Here is a 17589-nt window from a genome sequence, read left to right on the forward strand (position 1 = left end):
AGGTCTACGCTGAGCATCTGAACTGTGGTGACGCACTGACTGCTTGAGCGCAGCATCGTTTCTCAACATGGGGTGCTGGCGCTCAACCGCTGTTCTTATTTTGTGACAGACGTAGTCGATCCATCGGTGAACTACTTCCGTCGGCGGGTTGGATGATCAACGGTATGAACGCCATGCCCCCGCCCGGCGCAGGCGCACTACGGCAGTCGCTGGAACTCACGGAGCTTCGCGAAGACGGCAGCCGGGTGTTCGACTGCAACGGCCCGCGGCGCGACCGCAGGGTCGTCGGCGTGGGCTGGGCGGGGTACGCCGCTCGCTGCTCGGCCTGATCGGATGGGGCGGCTGGCCGAGAGTAGCGGCATTGGCTACAGCGGGGACAGCTATTGCGGCGCTGTGGTTCACCGGGCAGTCCTTACGCGCTACTGAGCAGCAATACAGTCTGTCTGAACGAGGCCAGGTCACCGACAGATTTACCAAGGCTGTCGAGCAGCTCGGCTCGGACAAGCCTGACGTCCGCCTCGGTGGCATCTACTCCCTGGAACGTCTCGCCCAAGACTCCCCGGCGGATCATCCAGTCATTATCGAGCTTCTGACTGCCTTCATACGCAGTCACGCTGAATCGCCCTGCCGTCAGCCGACTCCTACGGTGTCCCTCCCACAGGATGTCCAGGCTGCCCTAACCGTGGTTGGACGCCGAAACGTCGAGAACGACGGCCCTCGCCTGGTAAACCTCTCCGACACGTGCCTCGCACACGCGAACTTGTACCGCGCCAACTTCGCCGGCCTGTCGTTGTTCAACACCGATCTGACCGACGCGAACTTGAACGGCATCAATCTTGCGGCTGCGGTCCTGGATGGAGCACACCTCAGCAGTGCGACGCTGGGCACTGCAGACCTCAGCGGCGCATCCCTGAATTTCGCAGACCTCACCGGGGCGAACTTCACCTTCGCGAATCTCACCGGCGCGCGCTTCAGCAGCGCGAATCTCACCGGCGCGAGCCTCGATGAAACGAACTTCACCGGCGCGAATCTCGGCGGGGCGAACCTCACGGGAGCAAGTCTCAGGGGAGCAACTCTCGCAGGCGCAAACCTAGCCCTGGTCTGCTACGACGGCACAACCATCTGGCCTGAAGCCTTTGTCCCACTACATCCACCGATCTGCCCGGGCGCCTGAGGTCACTTCGTGCCGGGGCACAGGATCTCAACAACATCACCGCCAGTGTGGCTCGGTCGTCCACGGCGCCTGCCGGTGGCGGTGTTCTCGTGCCGTCGGGTGGCGTGGTTGGGGCTGTGCCACCCGACGGTGGGTCGGGGTAACCGGGGGGCTGTTTCAGCCGAGCGCCGCAGCCGACCGCCCGGGGGCTAACCTGCCACTTGGAATACCTCGGCGCGGCAGCAAGAAGGCACAAGAATGCGCGTGACAGCGAAGAAGGGTCGATTCGTCCTCCGATGGGCGGTAGCGGCATCGGTGGTGATGGCACTCGTCGGCTGTGGAGAGTCTCGAGGAACCACGGGTGTCGCGACCAGCGCGCCCGGGATCCCGACGGCCGTCAGTGCACAGCCGCGCGGCATCGGGAGCATGAACCAACCGTGCTTCCCACAACCAGGCTTCTATCCGGCGGCGGACGCTTACGCCGGTCCCGCACCGCATCCGGTCGCGGTATTCGACAACGAGTACGGCGCGATTTGGAATACGCCGCTGCAACCTCCCGAGTGGATGAACCAGTCGGACCCGCTCAGATATCAGCTTGTCGTATGTCTGGGAACCAGCCAGGACGGCGGTGAGCTGATCCAGGCCTGCGAATTCGTCGGGGATAAGCGGTTACCGCTGTTCCGTGGGCGATACGTTGCCAAGGTCTACGAGGCGAAGTCGGCAAAGCTGCTGGGCACCGAGGTGATTCTCGGGGACGCTTACCGTGGGTGCCCGATAGTGGTGCGGTTCGCGCCGAACGAGCGGCAATGGCTGTTCTCGAATCCGGACCTGATCGAATTGCAAAGGGTGCTGGGCAAATATGTCTACCGATGAACAGCACGACTACTGGAGTCGGGGATCAGGCCTCCCGGGGGCTCCGGTAGAAGCGGCGCGGAAAACAACGCCGTGGTTGCTGTAGCGGCGGACCTACCACCACCGCATAACTCGGGGGCGGTGAGGCTGGGGCCCCGAATACGGATTTCGTCCGAAGAAGCGCCGTAGACGCGAGGATGGCGCGGTGAGCATCAACGAACCTGCCATCGTGAGTGCAATCCCGAAGCTGGACGGGCCCGTCGGCTACACCCTGGCCGCGGTGGTCTCCGACACCGCAGACCACGTAGTCACCGTCACGGTGCAGGGTCCGACGGCCCCGCGACTCGGTGAGCGGCTCAACTTCGACGTCGCGGGACAGCAGCTGTCGGTCAAGGTCGTCGACGTCGCGCACTGGTTCTTCGAGCCCCGTGATGATCCGAACCATCGCGAGATCGTGGTCACCGCGCAGCCGCTCGATGTCGACCGGGCGGTGGCGCAGCAGTTGCTCGACCCGGAAACGCCGGCGCAGTGGTGTGCTCGACTCGCCTCCGTCGCGCCGGCCACCAGCTGACCGAGAGTTCTTGTCGGTGCTCGATGTGACACTTCGGGGCATTGCATGCTCTGTCTCGGAGGTGAAGTCGCATGGCCGGAAACTCTGGTGACCGTGCGGAAGTCAGGTTGGTGGCCCATTGCCGCCGCTGCCACGGCTGGCTGCTGTCGACGAAGTCGATCGCCGAGGGCATCGGCCCGACCTGCGCGATGCGTGAGCGTGCCGAACGGGCCGCCGCGGCCGCGGCCGAGCTGACGCTGTTCGACCTCGCGGCCTGAGAACATAGCTGGGCCCTCACCCGAATCGGTCGGGTGAGGGCCCAGTCTTTGGTGCGTTGCTACCGTGTGCCGGTCACAGCTCCTCTACACAGGTGGTCGCGTCGGCGAAGTACCGCACGGCCCCGGAGTCGGTCGCGCGTTTGCGCCACTGGCCGACCCGGGCGTACCCGGCTACGGACAGTGCCTGGTCGAGCGCCTCGAGGGCGGCGACCTCGGGGTCCAGCCGCACCGATTCCCACCACGATTCGACCGTGCGGCCGTGGCAGGTGCCGGTGCCGTGGTCGTAGTAGACCTCGCAGCTGTAGAGGTCGGCGGCGGTGTCGCCGGCGTCGAGGCGGGCGATGACGTAGAGGTCGGTCAGCTCGGTCATCGCTCGACCTCGGGGGTGTGGATGTGGCGGCGACCGGTCGGTGCCCGCATCGGGGCTGGGGCGGGTGAACTGGTCTTGGACTGGTCGCTACGAACCGACTTGCCGGTGCGCGGGTGCGACCATCTCGGGCTGAGGCCGTTGCCTGGCGCTGGGCGAGGCGATCGTCGCGTTGGGTGACGATCGCGGCGGTGCGGTTCTCCCACGCCGTGCTGTGCTGGTGCGCTGCCCGACCGAGCTCTCCGGCCTGTCCTCCGAAGGTGTCGATCTGCGTACGGATCCTGCGTTGCTGGTCGACGTCGGCGCCCGCGACAGACAGCCCGGTGCTGAGGACGTCGCGCTGCTGAACGAACTTGCGGCGGGCTAGCTCCACGCCCTCGGTGGCGCCGAGAGCCACCTTCTGGATCGTCTCGCCCAGCTCGGCGATCCCGGCCCGCACGGCCCAGGCCTGCTGCTCGGTGACAGTGCCGGTGGCGGCGATGGCACTGATGTGCTCGGCAATCTTCTCGGTGAACGTCTCGGCCATCCTCGACGCGGCGCCGATGAGGCGCTTGTGGTCGAGGTCGGACTTGGTGCGCTCGTCGGCGAACATCATCTCGGGCATCCGGTCCTCGCGGTGAATCCGGCCGAGTTCGATGTCGTCGAGCACTGCGGTGAGCTGGGCGCGCTCGATCGGCGCCAATCCCTTGCCCTCCACCGCGATACCGCGCAGCGCGCGGCAACTGTGCTGGTCAACAGGTGTCGTCCCCACACGAGCGGTGATGAGCCCCGGTCAGGTGTGCGCGTGCGTGCGCCGCCACAGTGCTCCCCGCGCGCGCAGGAATGAGCCCAGCGAGGCCGCCGTGGCGGGCTCTAGCCGCCGGTGCGCGCGAGCGGGGATGAGTTCTTGACCGGCATCGTCAACTACTGCGGATCGGGTTCTTTGCCTTCAAGCGGGGGTGAGTTCCGGCTCGGGTGGAGTGCATCCCAAACTGGTGTCGCAGGTTGGTGCCCTCGGCGGGGCACGCAAAACATGGGCAACTGGGAAACGGCTGGTCATCGTTGGTGCATATCGGGTTTGACGCTCCGACGGATGCGCCTAAAATTGCTCGGACGTCCGCACGGACGTGCGGTGGCGCTCCCACCCGAACGGGTAGTCCTTGGACCCGCCGAACCGAGCCCGGACCCGCTCCGGTCGCGGTTCGTATTCGGTGATCTCCAGTGTCTTGTCCTCCGGGACCTGGTCCTGCTTCCGACGGATGACGACCGCGCCAACCCGTGGATCGAGCATCGAACCCCTCGCCTTCGCACTGCACCGCGCCATGTCTGGTTTCGCGCCGCTCCGGCTACGGCCGGTGGCTCGACGTCCGCGCAGCGCACACGCTACCGGCTTCGGTTGAAAACGTCTGCCCAGAAGCATCATTCGCGGTGCAGAGCAGATCTGCGGCGGTGGTCCGGGTAGCCGGCCCGCACCATGAATTCGTCGCATTTGTCGGCGAAGCGCACACACCCACACGGCCCGCACACCTTATGCAGTCCGAAGCAGCTCGACTAAGCAGGGATCACGTCACCATGACTACTGAATGGAGGTTCGATTGGTCGATATGTGTTGCTGACGTTCCGGTGATCCGCCACCGGCGGAGTCGACCACAAGCGCATGGCAACGAATAGTTCTGTGCCGCAACGTTGTTCACGACGCCAGTGGTGGCATCACCGGCGGGCGCAGGGCGTGCGGCCTGGCTGCGCCACACAAGATCCGGCTGGCGCTCGGCTGTTATGCACCCGTCCTGGGACCGATTCGATCAGTTCCGTGTAGCCAGAGCGTACATTTGGGCGCTCGGACCCCAGTCGGACCGGCCGATGGCGAGCTGTGGGGCACGGGCGATCGGATCGGGCGGTCGGCCCCAGAACGAATCGCTAGGGCGTCGTGCCTACCCGTGTCGTGCTACGTCCTCGCACAGGATGCTCGGCCAGCGTGCGAGATCGGCCGGTGTGTGCGCCACCTCCAGTGTGGCCGCCGGCAGCAGGTCCACCAGCGCCTCGGCGGTCGACACCGGATGGGCGGGGTCGTCGATCCAGGCCAACACCGTGGTCGGCACCTCGATCGCGGCGATCGCCTCGGGGGCGGGCAGGTCGCTCATCGCTGCCCCGCGGAACAGTGAGGGCAGTAGGTGCTCGGCGACATCCGGCACGGTTTCCGGCGTTCCGACGGTGGCCGGCGGGCGAGCCACGGTGAGATCGGCACCGAGGAAGGCGTCGAGTCCCTGCTCCTCGATCAAGCGGGCATTCTTCCGGTAGATGTCGGCCTTCGCGGCGCGGGTGCGCCAGGCGGTCGCGGGTACCAGCAGGGTGAGGCCGGCGAATCGGCCAGGATCGCGGACAGCGGCATGCAGCAGTGTCCCGGTGCCCATCGAAGGACCGACACCGTGCACCTGTTCACCGGGGAACCAGTGGTCGAGCAGGTTCAGCAGGTCATCGGCCAGAACCGGCCACCGATAGTCCTCGGGGACGGTACGACCCGTCGAGTGGCCGTGGCCGCGCGCGTCGTACCGCAGCAGTCGGGTTCCGCTGAGTCCGCGGCCGAGATCGAGGTCCATCAGACGGTCGCGGTGGCGGCTGGAGGTGAGGCCGTGGAGTTGGACGACTGGGTGGCCGCCCTCGTCGCTCAGTTCCACGTCGAGGTCGGCGCCGGGAACACGGAAGGTCGGCACGGCGGCTCCAGGGTGCAGGTGAGACGGCGATCGCTCGGGAAGAAGCCTAGGATACCGTCATGCGGCTGACCAACGTCGCGCACTTGCGCCTGCCGTTCGGCCGCCTGCTGGGCTTCGACGTCACTGCGGGTCGCGTGGGCCGGTCACTTCCCGTGTCCTTCGACCAACGACGCCACGTCGGCGCCGGCGACCGAGCGGGATCCTGGATGGCGTTGTCCTTCAGGCTCTCCGCGCCGGTACCGCCCGACGAGCTCGCGACCGCCTGGCTGGCGGTGATCGAGCGGCACGGCACGCTGCGGTCGGTTTTCGTGCCGGGCGAGGACGGCGAGCCTCGGCTGCACGAGGTCGATATCCTCCCCGGTGGCTGGGTCGAGCATGTGATCGCTCCGGGGCAGGCGGTCAACGATGCGCTCCGCGCCGTGCTCGACCGTGCTTGTTCACCGTACGGTCGTCCGTCGTACCGGCTCTGCGTGCTCGAGACCGCGGTAGGGCCGACCGTGGTGGTCGCCGCCGACCACGCGCACGTCGACATGTGGTCGATGCTGGTGATCGCGCGCGACCTGCTCACCGCGCTGGCCGCGGTGCAGAACGGTCGTGCACCGTCGTTGCCGCCCGCACCCGCCTTCGCGGAGCACACCCGCGCGCTGCGGGACCGCCCGCCGGCACCCGACGAGGTGCACCGCCGCTGGGCAGAGGTGCTGGCGGGCAGCGGCGATGTGATGCCACGGTTCCCGCTGCCGCTGGGTGAGGCGACGTTGCAGGAGGAGCGCGTGGAGGTGCGCGATGTCCTCGACGTCGACGACAGCGCCGCGTTCTCGGCGCAGGCCCACGACGACGGCGTCTCGACCTTGGCGCTGGTGGTGGGGGCGATGACCGAGGTGACCTACGAGTTGGCCGGCACCGCACTGCGGGCCGTGTTTCCGGTGCACAGTCGGTACGACACCACCTGGCACGACTCGGTGGGGTGGTTCATCACCAACTCGGTGCTCGAGTCGGCCGACTCCGATCCCCGTGCCAGCGCGGCGGCGGTGAAGGAGGCCGTCCGGATGGGGTCCTGGCCACTGGAGGACATCCTGCGTCCGTGGGGCGGGATGCCCGAGGCGCCGGGGATGTTCGCGATTTCGTGGCTGGACCTGCGTCGGCTGCCGGTGCGAGTCGACGCGACCGGATTGGAGGCGCAGTACGTCGGCGCGACGATTCGGACCGACGGCGTGATGCTCTGGTTCATCTTCGACGAGGCGGGGCTGCACCTGCGCTGCCGGTATCCGGACACTCCCGAAGCCCGGCGGCACGTCGGCGCCTGGCTGGACACGCTGATCGCCCGACTGCAGTCACGGGCACGGGCTTCGGTCGGTGGTCGGCTCCGACTCGGCGACCGGATCTATCGTGTGCAGCGGGCGGGGCGTGCCGACGTGCCAACACTGGTCGCGCTGCTCTCCGACGACGAGATCGGCCGTACCCGCGAAGGTTTCGAAATTGCCCGCTACGAGGAGGCATACGATGCCGTCACCAGGGACCCGTCGCACTATCTGGCCGTGGTCCGGGACGAGGGCGACCGGATCGTCGGCACTATGCAGCTCACCATCATTCCGGGGCTGTCCCGCGGCGGCGCCACCCGCCTCCAGATCGAGGGAGTCCGGGTCGCTGCCTCGGAGCGCTCTCGCGGCATCGGAACCGCGATGCTCGAGTGGGCACATGACCACGGCAGGCACCGAGGTGCGACACTCGCGCAGGTCACCACAGACCGGGTCCGCGAGCGGGCTCACGCCTTTTATGCGCGGCTCGGGTACGACAACAGTCACGTCGGGCTGAAGCGGGCGCTCTGACCGATTCCTGGCGCTCGCTCAGGGGCGCGAGAGGGCGCCTCGTCCAACGTGCGGTGGTGACTGAACCGCCGTGGCAGGCCGATCACCAGGATTTGTCGCAGGTTGGCGCCCCCGGCAGGACACACAAAACATGGGCAACCGGAAAACACCTGGTCATCGCGGAGTCCTATTGGATCTGACGCCCACGGACCGCCGGTACGGATAGGTCCCCGTTCCCATCTTTCGATGTGCCCACGGCGGGGCACATTGAAAGCTGGAAATGTGGGTTACCTGGGTATTTTCTCTGGCCAGCTGGATGTCGAAGCTGAGATCGCGCTGCCGTGACAGGTCATGAACTTGGCGCAGTATTTCCGCAGGCTACCGATATCGCCCGACGTTTCCCGCGATCTCCGAAATTCCTGCATTGCAGCATTCTCGGTGCTGTATCAAAGAACTTGATGTGAGAACTGATGGTGTCTATACGAGCAGGGTGTGGGTGATGAGGGTGGGAGTGCGGGTCGTGGAACAGCGCGCCTGCGAGGGGGACGGTGGCGTAGTCGTTGTCACCGTCGATGATGTCGAGGGATTCCGCGCGCCCGTTGTCGAGATGCAGGGTGGTGGGGGTGGTTTGGCGGATGCCGATGACGGCGTGGGTGGTGTCGGGTCCGTCGGAGCGGTTGGGCTCGGCGGTGTGCCTCGGCGATTCATACGTGACACCTCGCAGCAAAGCCGTGGATCCGGCACTCATATTGGCAACACTGTAGTCAATTGTGGTCTTTTCGGTTAGCCTAGGGAATCTGCGGCAGCGCTGCTGTAGGTAGGAGGCTGTTGCTGTGCCTAGATTCGTTTCGCGGTTATTGAATCGTGGCGTCTCAAATGATCCACGGTTCGCGATGCCTGTCGGCCGGATTGCCGAGGTTCGCAGCGCGGACGGTACGCGACTGCATGTGGAAGTCTATGGGCCTGAGGACGGCTTTCCGATCGTGTTGTCCCACGGAATTTCCTTGGCGCTGAGGGTATGGGTCCGGCAGATCGGGGCACTGTCGAACGAGTTTCGAGTCATCGCCTATGACCAGCGAGGGCATGGCCGCAGCGAGGTCGCCCCCGTCGGCGCGTATTCGATCGGCACACTCGCCGATGACCTCGAGGCAGTGTTGACGGCGACCCTGCGCGACGGTGAGCGTGCCGTCATCGCCGGATACTCGCTGGGCGGCATCTCCGTCGCAGCGTGGTCCGAGCGGTATCCGGGAAGTGTGCAGACGCGAGCCGCCGCCGCGGTGTTGATCAATACCGCGGTCGGTGACCTCGTTCGAGAGACTCGACTGTTTGCGATGCCGGCGCGACTCGCCGACGGCCGCGTTCGACTCGCTCGCACGCTGGGCAGGTTCATGCACGTCCCGATACCGACGCCCGTGCTGCGGGCAACCCCCGCGATCACCGGGACGATTGTCGGCCCGGGCGCGAACTACGCCGACATCGTGTTCATGCACGAGATGTTGGTCTCGACGTCCGCCTTAGCGCGAGCCGAGTACCTTCAGACGGCGTTACGGCTTGGACGTAGGTATATCGATGTCGCGAACCTGACTGTTCCGACTGTGGTGATCGGCGGGAAGTGGGATCCGCTGACCCCGATCGTGCACTCCCGCCGACTCGTCGAGCTACTGCCGAATCCACTAGAACTTATCGAGCTCGAGGGCGGCCACTCCGCGCCCCTCGCGCATTCGGATGTAGTCACCTGCAACATTCGCGCGCTCGCGAATGCGGCTTGCGAGAACCGGGGACAGTCCGCGCTCTAGACTGTCCCGATTCCTGACTCGTGGAAACGGCGCACGCAGTGAGCGATGATCTGCTCGCGCGTTGCACGGACGGCGCCGGTGAGCCATGACGACAATACGGTGGCCAGCGTGCCGACGAGGTCGAGCGCGACGAGTGCGCGTTCGGTTCGATCCAGGGTGTCGGGTAACTCGTTGTGGATGATCCTCGCAATCCGTGACGCTCGTGCGGGAACACCGCCGCTGAGCGCGGTCTCCACGAGAGGTTCGTAGAGGAACAGCCGAGCCTTGGACCGATCCTGGATCAACCCGTCGATGAAGCTGCGGGCCAGCGCTTCCGCGATATCGCCCCCATCGGATTTCGCGGCGGCGATGGCCGCGACGCACCGGTCGACCATGTCGTCGGCGACGGCATCGAACAGTTCGCGCAGCATTTCATCGCGTCCGGCGAAGCTTTCGTAGAAGTAGCGCGCGGTCAACCCGGTGCGTCGGCTCAACTCCCGCACGGTCACGGCAGTCGCACCCTCGTTGTCGATGATCTCGAAAGTTGTGTCGATCAGCAGCTGGCGACGTTCGGATTGGCGCTCGGCCGCGGTCTTCCCGTTTCGCCTGCGGGTCAACGGAACTGGCGGATTCGACGTCGTTGGTTGCGTCATGGCTCCTCACTCGCATGTCTTGGCGCTGGATTCAGCCTAACCCGGCGTGACCTGTCGCCGATCCGAAGGTGTGATGCCGGTCACGGCGTATTGATCACACCGTTGTCGATAAATATAGTGACAACACCGTAGTCGTTAAGAAGGTGGGTTACGAGGTATGAACACATCCGCAGCGTCGCGAATGGGCAAGCGTTCTCCGTCGGTCGCGATCATCGGTACCGGGTTCAGCGGGATCGGTGCCGCGATCAAGCTCGAGCAGGCCGGATTCGAGAACCTCACGATTTTCGAGCGGGCCGACGGCATCGGCGGGGTGTGGCGGCACAACACCTACCCAGGCGCGGCGAGCGATGTGCCGTCGTTCGCGTACTCGTACTCGTTCGAGCCGAATCCGCGCTGGTCGCGTGCGTGCGCTCCGCAGATCGAGATCCAGCGATACCTCGAGCATTGCGCCGCGAAGCACGGCCTCACCGAGCATCTGCGATTCGGTACCGAGATCGCCGGTGCCGTCTTCGACGCCGAGCGTGGCAAGTGGACGCTCGAGACCACTCAGGGTGATCGACACGAATTCGACATCGTCGTGGCCGCCAGCGGTCAGCTGACCGTCCCGCGGTTCCCGAACGTGGAGGGTCTCGACAGTTTCGAGGGTGCGATGTTCCACTCGGCACTGTGGGACAACGACCACGATTTCACCGGCGAGCGGGTCGCGGTCGTCGGAAATGCCGCAAGCGCGGTGCAGCTCGTACCCCAGCTGGCCAAGCAAGCGCGACAGCTGACCGTGTTCCAGCGCAGCGCCGAGTACTTGATCCCCAAGCCGGACTTCGCCATTCCCGAGTGGCTCAAGGACCTCCAAGGGGCTGTTCCCGCGACGCTCGAGGCGCAGCGGTTGATGTATTGGCTGATGGGCGAATGGTGGAACGTGTCGATCACGCTGCCGATGCCCAAGCGCGCCCGCCAGCTGTGGAACGCGCCGTTCCAGCTCGCGACCCGGGCCCAGCTGCGACTTCAGGTGCGCGACCCCGAGCTGCGCGAGAAGCTGACGCCGAACTATGAGATGTTCTGCAAGCGCGCGGTTCTGAGCAGCAATTACTATCCGGCGGTCACGAAGTCGACCTCAGAGGTCGTCACCGACGCCATCACCGAGATCACCCCGAACGGGGTCGTGACCGACGATGGCGTCAAGCGGAATTTCGACACCATCGTCTTCGCAACAGGCTTCCAAGCCAATGGCTTCGTCGCACCGATGAAGGTCACCGGGCTCGACGGGCGCGAGCTCAACGAGGTCTGGCAGGGCTCGCCGCAGGCGTACCTGGGGATGAGTGTGCCCGGGTTCCCGAACTTCTTCCTCATGTACGGCCCGAACACCAACCTCGGGGGCGGTTCGGTCGTCTACATGGTCGAATGCCAGGCCCGCTACATCGCCGACGCGATCCGCAAACTGGTCACCTCGGGCGCGAAGTACCTCGATGTCAAGCAGGACGTCTACGACGCCCACAGCGCGGAGACTCAGCGCCGACTGAAGGGCTCGGTGTGGGCCAACGGTGGGTGCACCAGTTGGTACAAGTCCGACGACGGCAAGGTCACCAACAACTGGCAGGGCCTGATGTCTGAATACCGGCTGCGCACAAGACGACTCAACCTGAGCAACTACGAACTCGCGAAGTGAGGACCACCATGACGAACCAACTCGCTGGCCGAAAGGTCGCGATCACCGGCGGCGCGCGCGGTATCGGGCGGGCGACCGCCGAAGCCTTCCTCGCCGAAGGCGCGACGGTGGTCCTCGGTGACATCGACGTCAACCTGGTCGAGCAGACCGCCGCCGAACTGTCGAAGTCCAGCGGCGGCCACGCGACCGGGCTTGGTCTCGATGTCACCGACCCGGACTCGTTCGAGAAGTTCATCGCCACGGCCGAGCAGGATCTGGGCGGCCTCGACGTGCTCATCAACAACGCGGGCATCATGCCGACCGGTAGCTTCCTCGACGAACCGCTCGCGGTCGCGGATCGTCAGTTCGCGATCAACGTTCGCGGCGTGATCATCGGATCGAAGCTGGCGGGTAAGCGCTTCGTCGCCCAGGGCAGCGGCCACATCGTCAATATCGCCTCGGTCGCCGGATTGATCGGTTCGCCGGGCGTGGCGACCTACTGCGCGACCAAGCACGCCGTCGTCGGCCTCGGTTCCGCGATCTACCAGGAACTCGAGCCGCAGGGTGTCGCTGTGACGACGATCTGCCCGAGCTTCGTCAACACCGAACTCATCGCTGGTCTGGCCCCGAACTGGCTGACCAAGCAGATCGCTTTCGTCGAACCGACCGACATCGCCGACGCCATCATCGACTCGGTGGTGAAGAAGTACTCCGGCCAGCGCGTGGTGCCGACCACGAGCGGCCTCGCCGCGCGAATGCTCGCGCCGTTGCCCGAACGCCTGCGTAATCAGGTCTCACACATCCTTGGCGCGCACAGCGTCATCGGCGACGCGGATCAGACCAAGCGCGCGGCCTACCTCGAACGCGCAGAGGGAGCCGAGAAGTGAGTACTGATATCCCGAAACTCGTCGCCGAACTTCGCGACAAGCAGCCCGAATGGGAGGCGCTCGGCGTCGCCGGGCGGGTGAAGTGGCTGCGCAAGTACGCGCAATGGCTGCTCGACAACGAGGCGCGCCTCGTCGATGCGTTGGCTGCCGATGTCGGTAAGCCGCGCGTGGAAGCGGCGATCGAGTTCATCGTCCCGGTGGATGTGATCAAGTACTACACGGGCAACGCCGAGAAGTTCCTCGAGGTCGAGCATCCGGCACCGCACAACCTGCTCAACGCGCCCAAACGGGTGAGCGTCACCCATCGCCCCTACCCGGTGGTCGGCGTGATCACGCCGTGGAACTTTCCGCTTGGTCTGTCGCTGTGCGACGCGGTTCCGGCGCTGCTGGCCGGTGCCGCGGTGGTCATCAAGCCTGCCTCGGATACGCCGAACAGCGTGCTCGCGGCCGTCGCGGGCTGGGCGGAGATCGGGGCCCCGCCGATCTTCACCGCCATCGCGTCCGGGGGACCCGCGATTGTCGACGAGGTCGACTACGTGCAGTTCACCGGCTCCACCGAGACCGGTAAGCGGATCGCCGAGCGCTGCGCGCAGCGACTCATCCCGTGCGGGCTCGAACTCGGTGGCAAGGACCCGGCGATCGTGCTCGCCGACGCCGACCTCGAGATCACGGCCCGCGGCATCGCCTGGGGTGCGCTGTCCAACGCGGGCCAGATGTGCACCTCGGTCGAGCGCGTTTATGTCGAGGCACCCATCTACGACGAGTTCGTCGCCAAGCTGAGCGATCGGGTCGCGCAACTGCGGCGCGACATCGAGATCGGCCCGCTCGTCACCGAGGACCAATTCGCGTTGGTCAAACGTCACATCGACGAGGCGCTCTCCGCCGGCGCTCGCCTCACCACAGGCGGCGACGCCGACGAAGCCGCCCGGTGGATCTCACCCGCGGTACTCGTCGACGTCGACCACACCATGGCATGTGTCAGTGAGGAATCCTTCGGTCCGCTGATTCCGGTCATGAAGGTGGCCGACGAGGACGAAGCGGTTCGGCTGGCGAACGACAGCGTCTTCGGGCTCTCAGCGAGCGTGTGGACCAGTGACATCAGGCGAGGCGAGCGGATCGCGGCGCGGCTGGAAGCCGGCGCGGTCAACATCAACGACTCGCACGCGAACCTTTTCTACTTCCCGGCACCGATGCACGGGTGGAAGGAATCGGGTATGGACGGCCGCTTCGGCGGTAAGTCCGGTGTCTTGAAGTACACCCGCCCGCAAACGGTTACCGCGCCGCGGTTACCGCTGACCTATCAGCAGTACGTGCTGTGGTTTCCCTACAACGACACTGTCGCCGATGTGCTCACGCGTAGCCTTCGCGTGCTCGCGGCGACAGGAATTCGAAGGATCGTCCGATGAACATCGCTCTCGGGGCTACTCGCCTGGCAATGAATGCGCTGACTCCGGTGCGCAGGATTCCGAATCCGTTCGCACCCAGCCTGCAATCGCAGGTTGATGGCAAGGTCGTGGTGATCACGGGTGCATCCCGCGGAATCGGCCGCAGCCTCGCCGAGCGAGTCGCGCAGGCGGGGGCAACGGTCGTGCTCGTCGCCCGCCGCGAGGACGAGTTGAACGAGATCGTTCGTGGGATCGAGCAACGCGGCGGGATCGCGCACGCGATCGCGGCCGACCTGGCATCCGACGACGGTATCAACCACGTCGCTGACATAGTGCTCAACAAGTTCGGTGCGCCCGACATCCTGGTGAACAACGCGGGCCGTTCGATCATGCGCTCTGTGGCGGCATCGGAGTTCCGGCTGCACGATTACGAGCGCACGATGCGGATCAACTACCTTGCCGGCGTTGGACTCACCCTCCGGTTCCTGCCCGCGATGCGGGCCCGCAGGTCTGGCCACATTGTGCACAGCAGCTCGATCGGAGTGATCGCGAACCTTCCTCGTTTCTCGGCGTACATAGGGTCGAAGGCAGCTCTGGAAGCGGTGCTTCGTTGCGCCGAGGTCGAAAGCTACCGTGACAACATCAAATTCACCGATGTGCATATTCCGCTCGCCGACACAGATATGGCCGCCGCTGCTGAGATGCAGCAGTTCCGCCGTCTGACCCTCGACGAAGTGACCGACGTGATGGTTGACGCGATTCGGACTCGTCCGCGTGTGGTCAACAATCCGCTTGGTTCGCTGTACGCGCTTACTTACCAGTACGCGCCGTGGCTGGGAAATCTCGCGCAGAACTACGTTCACCGAACGAGCCCGGAGCAGTGATCCGTCGCGGACTCGTCATCGGCGCGGGCGGAACCGTCGGCGGCGCGTGGAACGTTGGCGTTCTCGCGGCGCTGCAGGACGCGACCGGTTGGGATCCGCGCACCGCAGATGTCATCGTCGGCACCTCGACCGGGTCGACCATCGCGGCGATGTTGGGCGCGGGTGTTGGTGTGGCCGAGATGGTGGACGCGCACCGTGGTCGCTCGTCAGCGCGGTCGAGTGTGCGGGACTTCCTCGGTAAGCCGCCACCGGGTCTGCCGAATGTGCGTCGACCGTGGCCGCTCGCCGCGGACGCGTTGGTCGCGAATCTCCGCAACCCGCTCGGTGCGGTCGCTGCCCTTGTCCCCGAGGGTCAGCACCCATGGCCGCAGATCGATGCGCTCGCCGCAGATCTCGCGGTCGACGGTTGGGTCGCACATCCGGCAACGTGGATCGTCGCCTACGACATCGACGATGCGCGGCTGGTCACATTCGGCAGGTCGGACAGCCCGAAAGCGACACTGCAACAGGCGTTTCGCGCGTCTTGGGGCGTACCCGGCTGGTTTCCGCGCACCGTGATCGATGGGCACCGCTTTGTCGACGGTGCGGTCGCATCGAGCGAGTCCGCGGACTCGCTTATCGATTCCGATGTCGACGAAGTCGTCGTTATCGCGCCGATGACAGGGCCGTTACTGCCGTGGCGTGCAGGTGGACTGGCGCTGGCGCCGGTGCATCAGATCCTCACCAGCGCTCTGGACCGCCAGTGCATGGCGCTGGCACAGGCAGGCAAACGCGTACTGCGGGTGCATCCGACGGTCGAGGATCTCATCCACATGCGCGTGAATCCGATGGAACCCGCGCGGCGTCTGGTCGCGCTTGACTGTGGTTTGCGCATCGATGCGCACCAATCTAACTGGAGTACACCATGATCGGCTCACTGATCGACACAGTCGGCACCGTCCTCGAGAGCATGAATGCTGTTGCGCGACTGCATCACCGTGGCGTTATCGACCTCACGCGGCCGGATCGGCTGGTGCAGATGGCGCGCAACAACGATAAATTCGGCCCACAGGCCGCCCTGGTGATGAGCGCTGCCGCGAAGTACCCAGACCAGGTGGCCGTGGCCGACGAGCGCGGTGAGTTGACCTACCGCGAACTCGACGGACAGGCCAACTCGCTCGCGCGCGCACTCCTGGCTTCCGGGCTGGGTGAGGGCGACGTCGTCGGGGTGCTAGCGCGTGACCATCGCGGACTGCTACTGGCGATCAGCGCATCTGGTCGCGCCGGGCTACGGCTCGCGCTCATGAACACCGGCTTCGCGAAGCCGCAATTCGCGCAGGTCGCCGACCGTGAACGCGTGCGAGCCGTCCTGCATGACAGTGAGTTCACTGACCTGTTGAGCGCGCTGCCGGACTCCATTCCGCGCTACCTGACCTGGACCGACGACGTAGACAATCCGCCAGCGGGGGCGACAACCGTCGAACAATTGCTGGCCGGCCATGCCAAGGGTCAAGTGACTCCGCCGTCGAAGCCCGGCGGCTTCGTCATCCTCACCAGCGGAACGACAGGCCTGCCAAAAGGCGCGCCGCGCACGAAGGTGTCGCCGCTGGCCAGCGCGCTTATCGTCGACCGAATTCCGTTCCCGCGCAACGGAACCATCGTCATCGTCTCGCCTATCTTCCACACCACAGGTTTCGGCTCGCTTGCCATCGGCACCGCACTCGCCAACAAGATTGTCCTACGCCGCCGGTTCGACGCCGAAGCGACGTTGAAGTTGATCGCCGACCACAAGGCGGACATGCTCGTTGCGGTACCGACCATGCTCAGCCGCATCGTGGCCCTTGGCCCCGAGGTGATCGGCCGCTACGACACGTCGTCGCTGAAGACCGTGCTGGTTGCCGGATCAGCGCTCTCACCCGAGTTGGCCACGTCGTTCCAGAACGTCTTCGGCGACGTTCTCTACAACCTGTACGGCTCCACCGAGGTCGCCGTCGCATCCGTCGCGCAACCACATGAATTGCGTGCCGCACCCGGCACCGTCGGGCGTCCGCCGGTCACCAGCAAGATCGCGCTGTTCGACGACAACGATCGGCGGATCGCCGGTGCGAACACGACCGGCCGCGTATTCGTCCGTACCGGCGCACCATTCGAGGGGTACACCGACGGCCGACACAAGCAGATCATCGACGGCTACATGTCGACCGGCGACATGGGCCACTTCGACGACACAGGACTGCTGTACATCGACGGCCGCGACGACGACATGATCGTCTCCGGCGGCGAGAACGTTTACCCGCTCGAGGTGGAGAACCTGCTCGTCGAACGAGACGACATCGACGACGTCTGCGTGATCGGTGTGTTCGACCCCGACTTCGGGCAACGGTTGCGGGCCTTTGTCGTTGCGGTGCCGGGCTCGACTCCTGATGAACAAGAAATCAAGGAGTACGTCAAGGCGAACCTGGCACGCTACAAGGTGCCACGCGAGGTCATCTTCATCGACGAGCTGCCCCGAAACGCCACAGGTAAGGTTCTCCGTCGTAGTCTGGCCGACATCGAGTAAATTCCTTGCTCGAAGATCGCTGGACGTGTGCGAAGCGACTGCGGCGCAGCCACATCGTATATAAGCGTGCCTTCCTCAACGACCACGTGTTGGGCCCTACCGCTGCTCGCTACTGGCGGCAGCGACCGG

Annotated in this window: 19 protein-coding genes; 15 read left to right on the plus strand and 4 right to left on the minus strand. The window is 65.5% G+C overall.

Features of this window, described 5'->3' with window-relative positions:
• Positions 1 to 164 precede the first annotated feature (164 nt).
• The 5 genes from ACFVAV_RS17515 (at position 165) to ACFVAV_RS17535 (ending at position 2833) form a co-directional block, all read left to right on the plus strand.
• Positions 165 to 329, plus strand: coding sequence for a hypothetical protein (locus ACFVAV_RS17515; protein WP_379035953.1), 165 nt, complete (start codon positions 165 to 167; stop codon positions 327 to 329).
• Positions 330 to 361: 32 nt separating this feature from the next.
• A complete protein-coding gene (locus tag ACFVAV_RS17520; protein ID WP_379035954.1) occupies positions 362 to 1174 on the plus strand; it encodes a pentapeptide repeat-containing protein in 813 nt (270 codons plus the stop codon).
• A gap of 243 nt (positions 1175 to 1417) precedes the next feature.
• Positions 1418 to 2026 carry a hypothetical protein gene (locus ACFVAV_RS17525; protein WP_379035955.1) on the plus strand — a complete coding sequence of 203 codons (609 nt, stop codon included), beginning with the start codon at positions 1418 to 1420 and terminating at the stop codon, positions 2024 to 2026.
• 184 nt (positions 2027 to 2210) lie between these two features.
• Positions 2211 to 2576, plus strand: coding sequence for a hypothetical protein (locus tag ACFVAV_RS17530; protein WP_379035956.1), 366 nt, complete (start codon positions 2211 to 2213; stop codon positions 2574 to 2576).
• 71 nt (positions 2577 to 2647) lie between these two features.
• Positions 2648 to 2833 (plus strand): DUF6011 domain-containing protein, encoded by a 186-nt coding sequence (locus ACFVAV_RS17535; RefSeq protein ID WP_379035957.1) that lies wholly within the window; start codon positions 2648 to 2650, stop codon positions 2831 to 2833.
• 73 nt (positions 2834 to 2906) lie between these two features.
• Here the strand turns inward: ACFVAV_RS17535 and ACFVAV_RS17540 are convergent, their stop codons facing one another.
• Positions 2907 to 3203, minus strand: coding sequence for a hypothetical protein (locus ACFVAV_RS17540; RefSeq protein ID WP_379035958.1), 297 nt, complete (start codon positions 3201 to 3203; stop codon positions 2907 to 2909).
• 169 nt (positions 3204 to 3372) lie between these two features.
• Between ACFVAV_RS17540 and ACFVAV_RS17545 the strand changes: the two genes are divergently transcribed.
• Together ACFVAV_RS17545 and ACFVAV_RS17550 are read left to right on the plus strand one after the other, a co-directional pair.
• On the plus strand, positions 3373 to 3567 hold the full coding sequence (locus ACFVAV_RS17545) for a hypothetical protein (protein ID WP_379035959.1): 195 nt from the start codon (positions 3373 to 3375) through the stop codon (positions 3565 to 3567).
• 186 nt (positions 3568 to 3753) lie between these two features.
• On the plus strand, positions 3754 to 4026 hold the full coding sequence (locus ACFVAV_RS17550; RefSeq protein WP_379035960.1) for a hypothetical protein: 273 nt from the start codon (positions 3754 to 3756) through the stop codon (positions 4024 to 4026).
• A 1084-nt stretch (positions 4027 to 5110) separates the two neighbouring features.
• On the opposite strand, the gene ACFVAV_RS17555 is transcribed toward ACFVAV_RS17550, so the two are convergent.
• Positions 5111 to 5890, minus strand: coding sequence for an alpha/beta fold hydrolase (locus tag ACFVAV_RS17555; protein WP_379035961.1), 780 nt, complete (start codon positions 5888 to 5890; stop codon positions 5111 to 5113).
• Positions 5891 to 5949: 59 nt separating this feature from the next.
• On the opposite strand from ACFVAV_RS17555, the gene ACFVAV_RS17560 reads away from it, so the two are divergent.
• Positions 5950 to 7716: a GNAT family N-acetyltransferase gene (locus tag ACFVAV_RS17560; protein ID WP_379035962.1), complete on the plus strand. Its 1767-nt coding sequence runs from the start codon at positions 5950 to 5952 to the stop codon at positions 7714 to 7716.
• 328 nt (positions 7717 to 8044) lie between these two features.
• On the opposite strand, the gene ACFVAV_RS17565 is transcribed toward ACFVAV_RS17560, so the two are convergent.
• Complete coding sequence (locus tag ACFVAV_RS17565) at positions 8045 to 8443, minus strand: hypothetical protein (RefSeq protein ID WP_379035964.1); 399 nt, start codon at positions 8441 to 8443, stop codon at positions 8045 to 8047.
• A gap of 85 nt (positions 8444 to 8528) precedes the next feature.
• Here ACFVAV_RS17565 and ACFVAV_RS17570 point away from each other — a divergent pair, with 85 nt between their 5' ends.
• A complete protein-coding gene (locus ACFVAV_RS17570; protein ID WP_379035965.1) occupies positions 8529 to 9491 on the plus strand; it encodes an alpha/beta fold hydrolase in 963 nt (320 codons plus the stop codon).
• On the opposite strand, the gene ACFVAV_RS17575 is transcribed toward ACFVAV_RS17570, so the two are convergent.
• Positions 9488 to 10123 carry a TetR/AcrR family transcriptional regulator gene (locus tag ACFVAV_RS17575; RefSeq protein ID WP_379035966.1) on the minus strand — a complete coding sequence of 212 codons (636 nt, stop codon included), beginning with the start codon at positions 10121 to 10123 and terminating at the stop codon, positions 9488 to 9490. The genes ACFVAV_RS17570 and ACFVAV_RS17575 overlap by 4 nt on opposite strands.
• A gap of 157 nt (positions 10124 to 10280) precedes the next feature.
• Between ACFVAV_RS17575 and ACFVAV_RS17580 the strand changes: the two genes are divergently transcribed.
• Genes ACFVAV_RS17580 through ACFVAV_RS17605 form a run of 6 tightly spaced genes read left to right on the plus strand, consistent with a single transcriptional unit; the run spans position 10281 to position 17460 of the window.
• The gene (locus ACFVAV_RS17580; RefSeq protein WP_379035967.1) at positions 10281 to 11786 is read left to right on the plus strand and encodes a flavin-containing monooxygenase; all 1506 of its coding nucleotides are present in this window, start codon (positions 10281 to 10283) and stop codon (positions 11784 to 11786) included.
• 8 nt (positions 11787 to 11794) lie between these two features.
• Positions 11795 to 12652 carry an SDR family oxidoreductase gene (locus ACFVAV_RS17585; RefSeq protein WP_379035968.1) on the plus strand — a complete coding sequence of 286 codons (858 nt, stop codon included), beginning with the start codon at positions 11795 to 11797 and terminating at the stop codon, positions 12650 to 12652.
• Positions 12649 to 14058 carry an aldehyde dehydrogenase family protein gene (locus ACFVAV_RS17590; RefSeq protein ID WP_379035969.1) on the plus strand — a complete coding sequence of 470 codons (1410 nt, stop codon included), beginning with the start codon at positions 12649 to 12651 and terminating at the stop codon, positions 14056 to 14058. The genes ACFVAV_RS17585 and ACFVAV_RS17590 overlap by 4 nt, the downstream gene beginning before the upstream one ends.
• Entirely contained in the window at positions 14055 to 14921 is an 867-nt protein-coding gene (locus tag ACFVAV_RS17595; RefSeq protein WP_379035970.1) for an SDR family NAD(P)-dependent oxidoreductase, read from the plus strand. The genes ACFVAV_RS17590 and ACFVAV_RS17595 overlap by 4 nt, the downstream gene beginning before the upstream one ends.
• Positions 14918 to 15829: a patatin-like phospholipase family protein gene (locus tag ACFVAV_RS17600; protein WP_379035971.1), complete on the plus strand. Its 912-nt coding sequence runs from the start codon at positions 14918 to 14920 to the stop codon at positions 15827 to 15829. The genes ACFVAV_RS17595 and ACFVAV_RS17600 overlap by 4 nt, the downstream gene beginning before the upstream one ends.
• A complete protein-coding gene (locus ACFVAV_RS17605; protein WP_379035972.1) occupies positions 15826 to 17460 on the plus strand; it encodes an acyl-CoA synthetase in 1635 nt (544 codons plus the stop codon). Before ACFVAV_RS17600 ends, ACFVAV_RS17605 begins: the two co-directional genes overlap by 4 nt.
• Positions 17461 to 17589 lie beyond the last annotated feature (129 nt).

This window comes from Nocardia sp. NPDC057663, assembly GCF_042799895.1.
Classification (GTDB): Bacteria; Actinomycetota; Actinomycetes; order Mycobacteriales; family Mycobacteriaceae; genus Nocardia.

Excerpts from the sequence above, each read along its gene's own strand:
- ACFVAV_RS17515 (WP_379035953.1), top strand. The coding sequence starts at position 165 with ATGAACGCCATGCCCCCGCCCGGCGCAGGCGCACTACGGCAGTCGCTG.
- ACFVAV_RS17535 (WP_379035957.1), top strand. The coding sequence starts at position 2,648 with ATGGCCGGAAACTCTGGTGACCGTGCGGAAGTCAGGTTGGTGGCCCAT.
- ACFVAV_RS17540 (WP_379035958.1), bottom strand. The coding sequence starts at position 3,203 with ATGACCGAGCTGACCGACCTCTACGTCATCGCCCGCCTCGACGCCGGC.
- ACFVAV_RS17560 (WP_379035962.1), top strand. The coding sequence starts at position 5,950 with ATGCGGCTGACCAACGTCGCGCACTTGCGCCTGCCGTTCGGCCGCCTG.
- ACFVAV_RS17565 (WP_379035964.1), bottom strand. The coding sequence starts at position 8,443 with ATGAGTGCCGGATCCACGGCTTTGCTGCGAGGTGTCACGTATGAATCG.
- ACFVAV_RS17575 (WP_379035966.1), bottom strand. The coding sequence starts at position 10,123 with ATGACGCAACCAACGACGTCGAATCCGCCAGTTCCGTTGACCCGCAGG.
- ACFVAV_RS17580 (WP_379035967.1), top strand. The coding sequence starts at position 10,281 with ATGAACACATCCGCAGCGTCGCGAATGGGCAAGCGTTCTCCGTCGGTC.
- ACFVAV_RS17585 (WP_379035968.1), top strand. The coding sequence starts at position 11,795 with ATGACGAACCAACTCGCTGGCCGAAAGGTCGCGATCACCGGCGGCGCG.
- ACFVAV_RS17595 (WP_379035970.1), top strand. The coding sequence starts at position 14,055 with ATGAACATCGCTCTCGGGGCTACTCGCCTGGCAATGAATGCGCTGACT.
- ACFVAV_RS17605 (WP_379035972.1), top strand. The coding sequence starts at position 15,826 with ATGATCGGCTCACTGATCGACACAGTCGGCACCGTCCTCGAGAGCATG.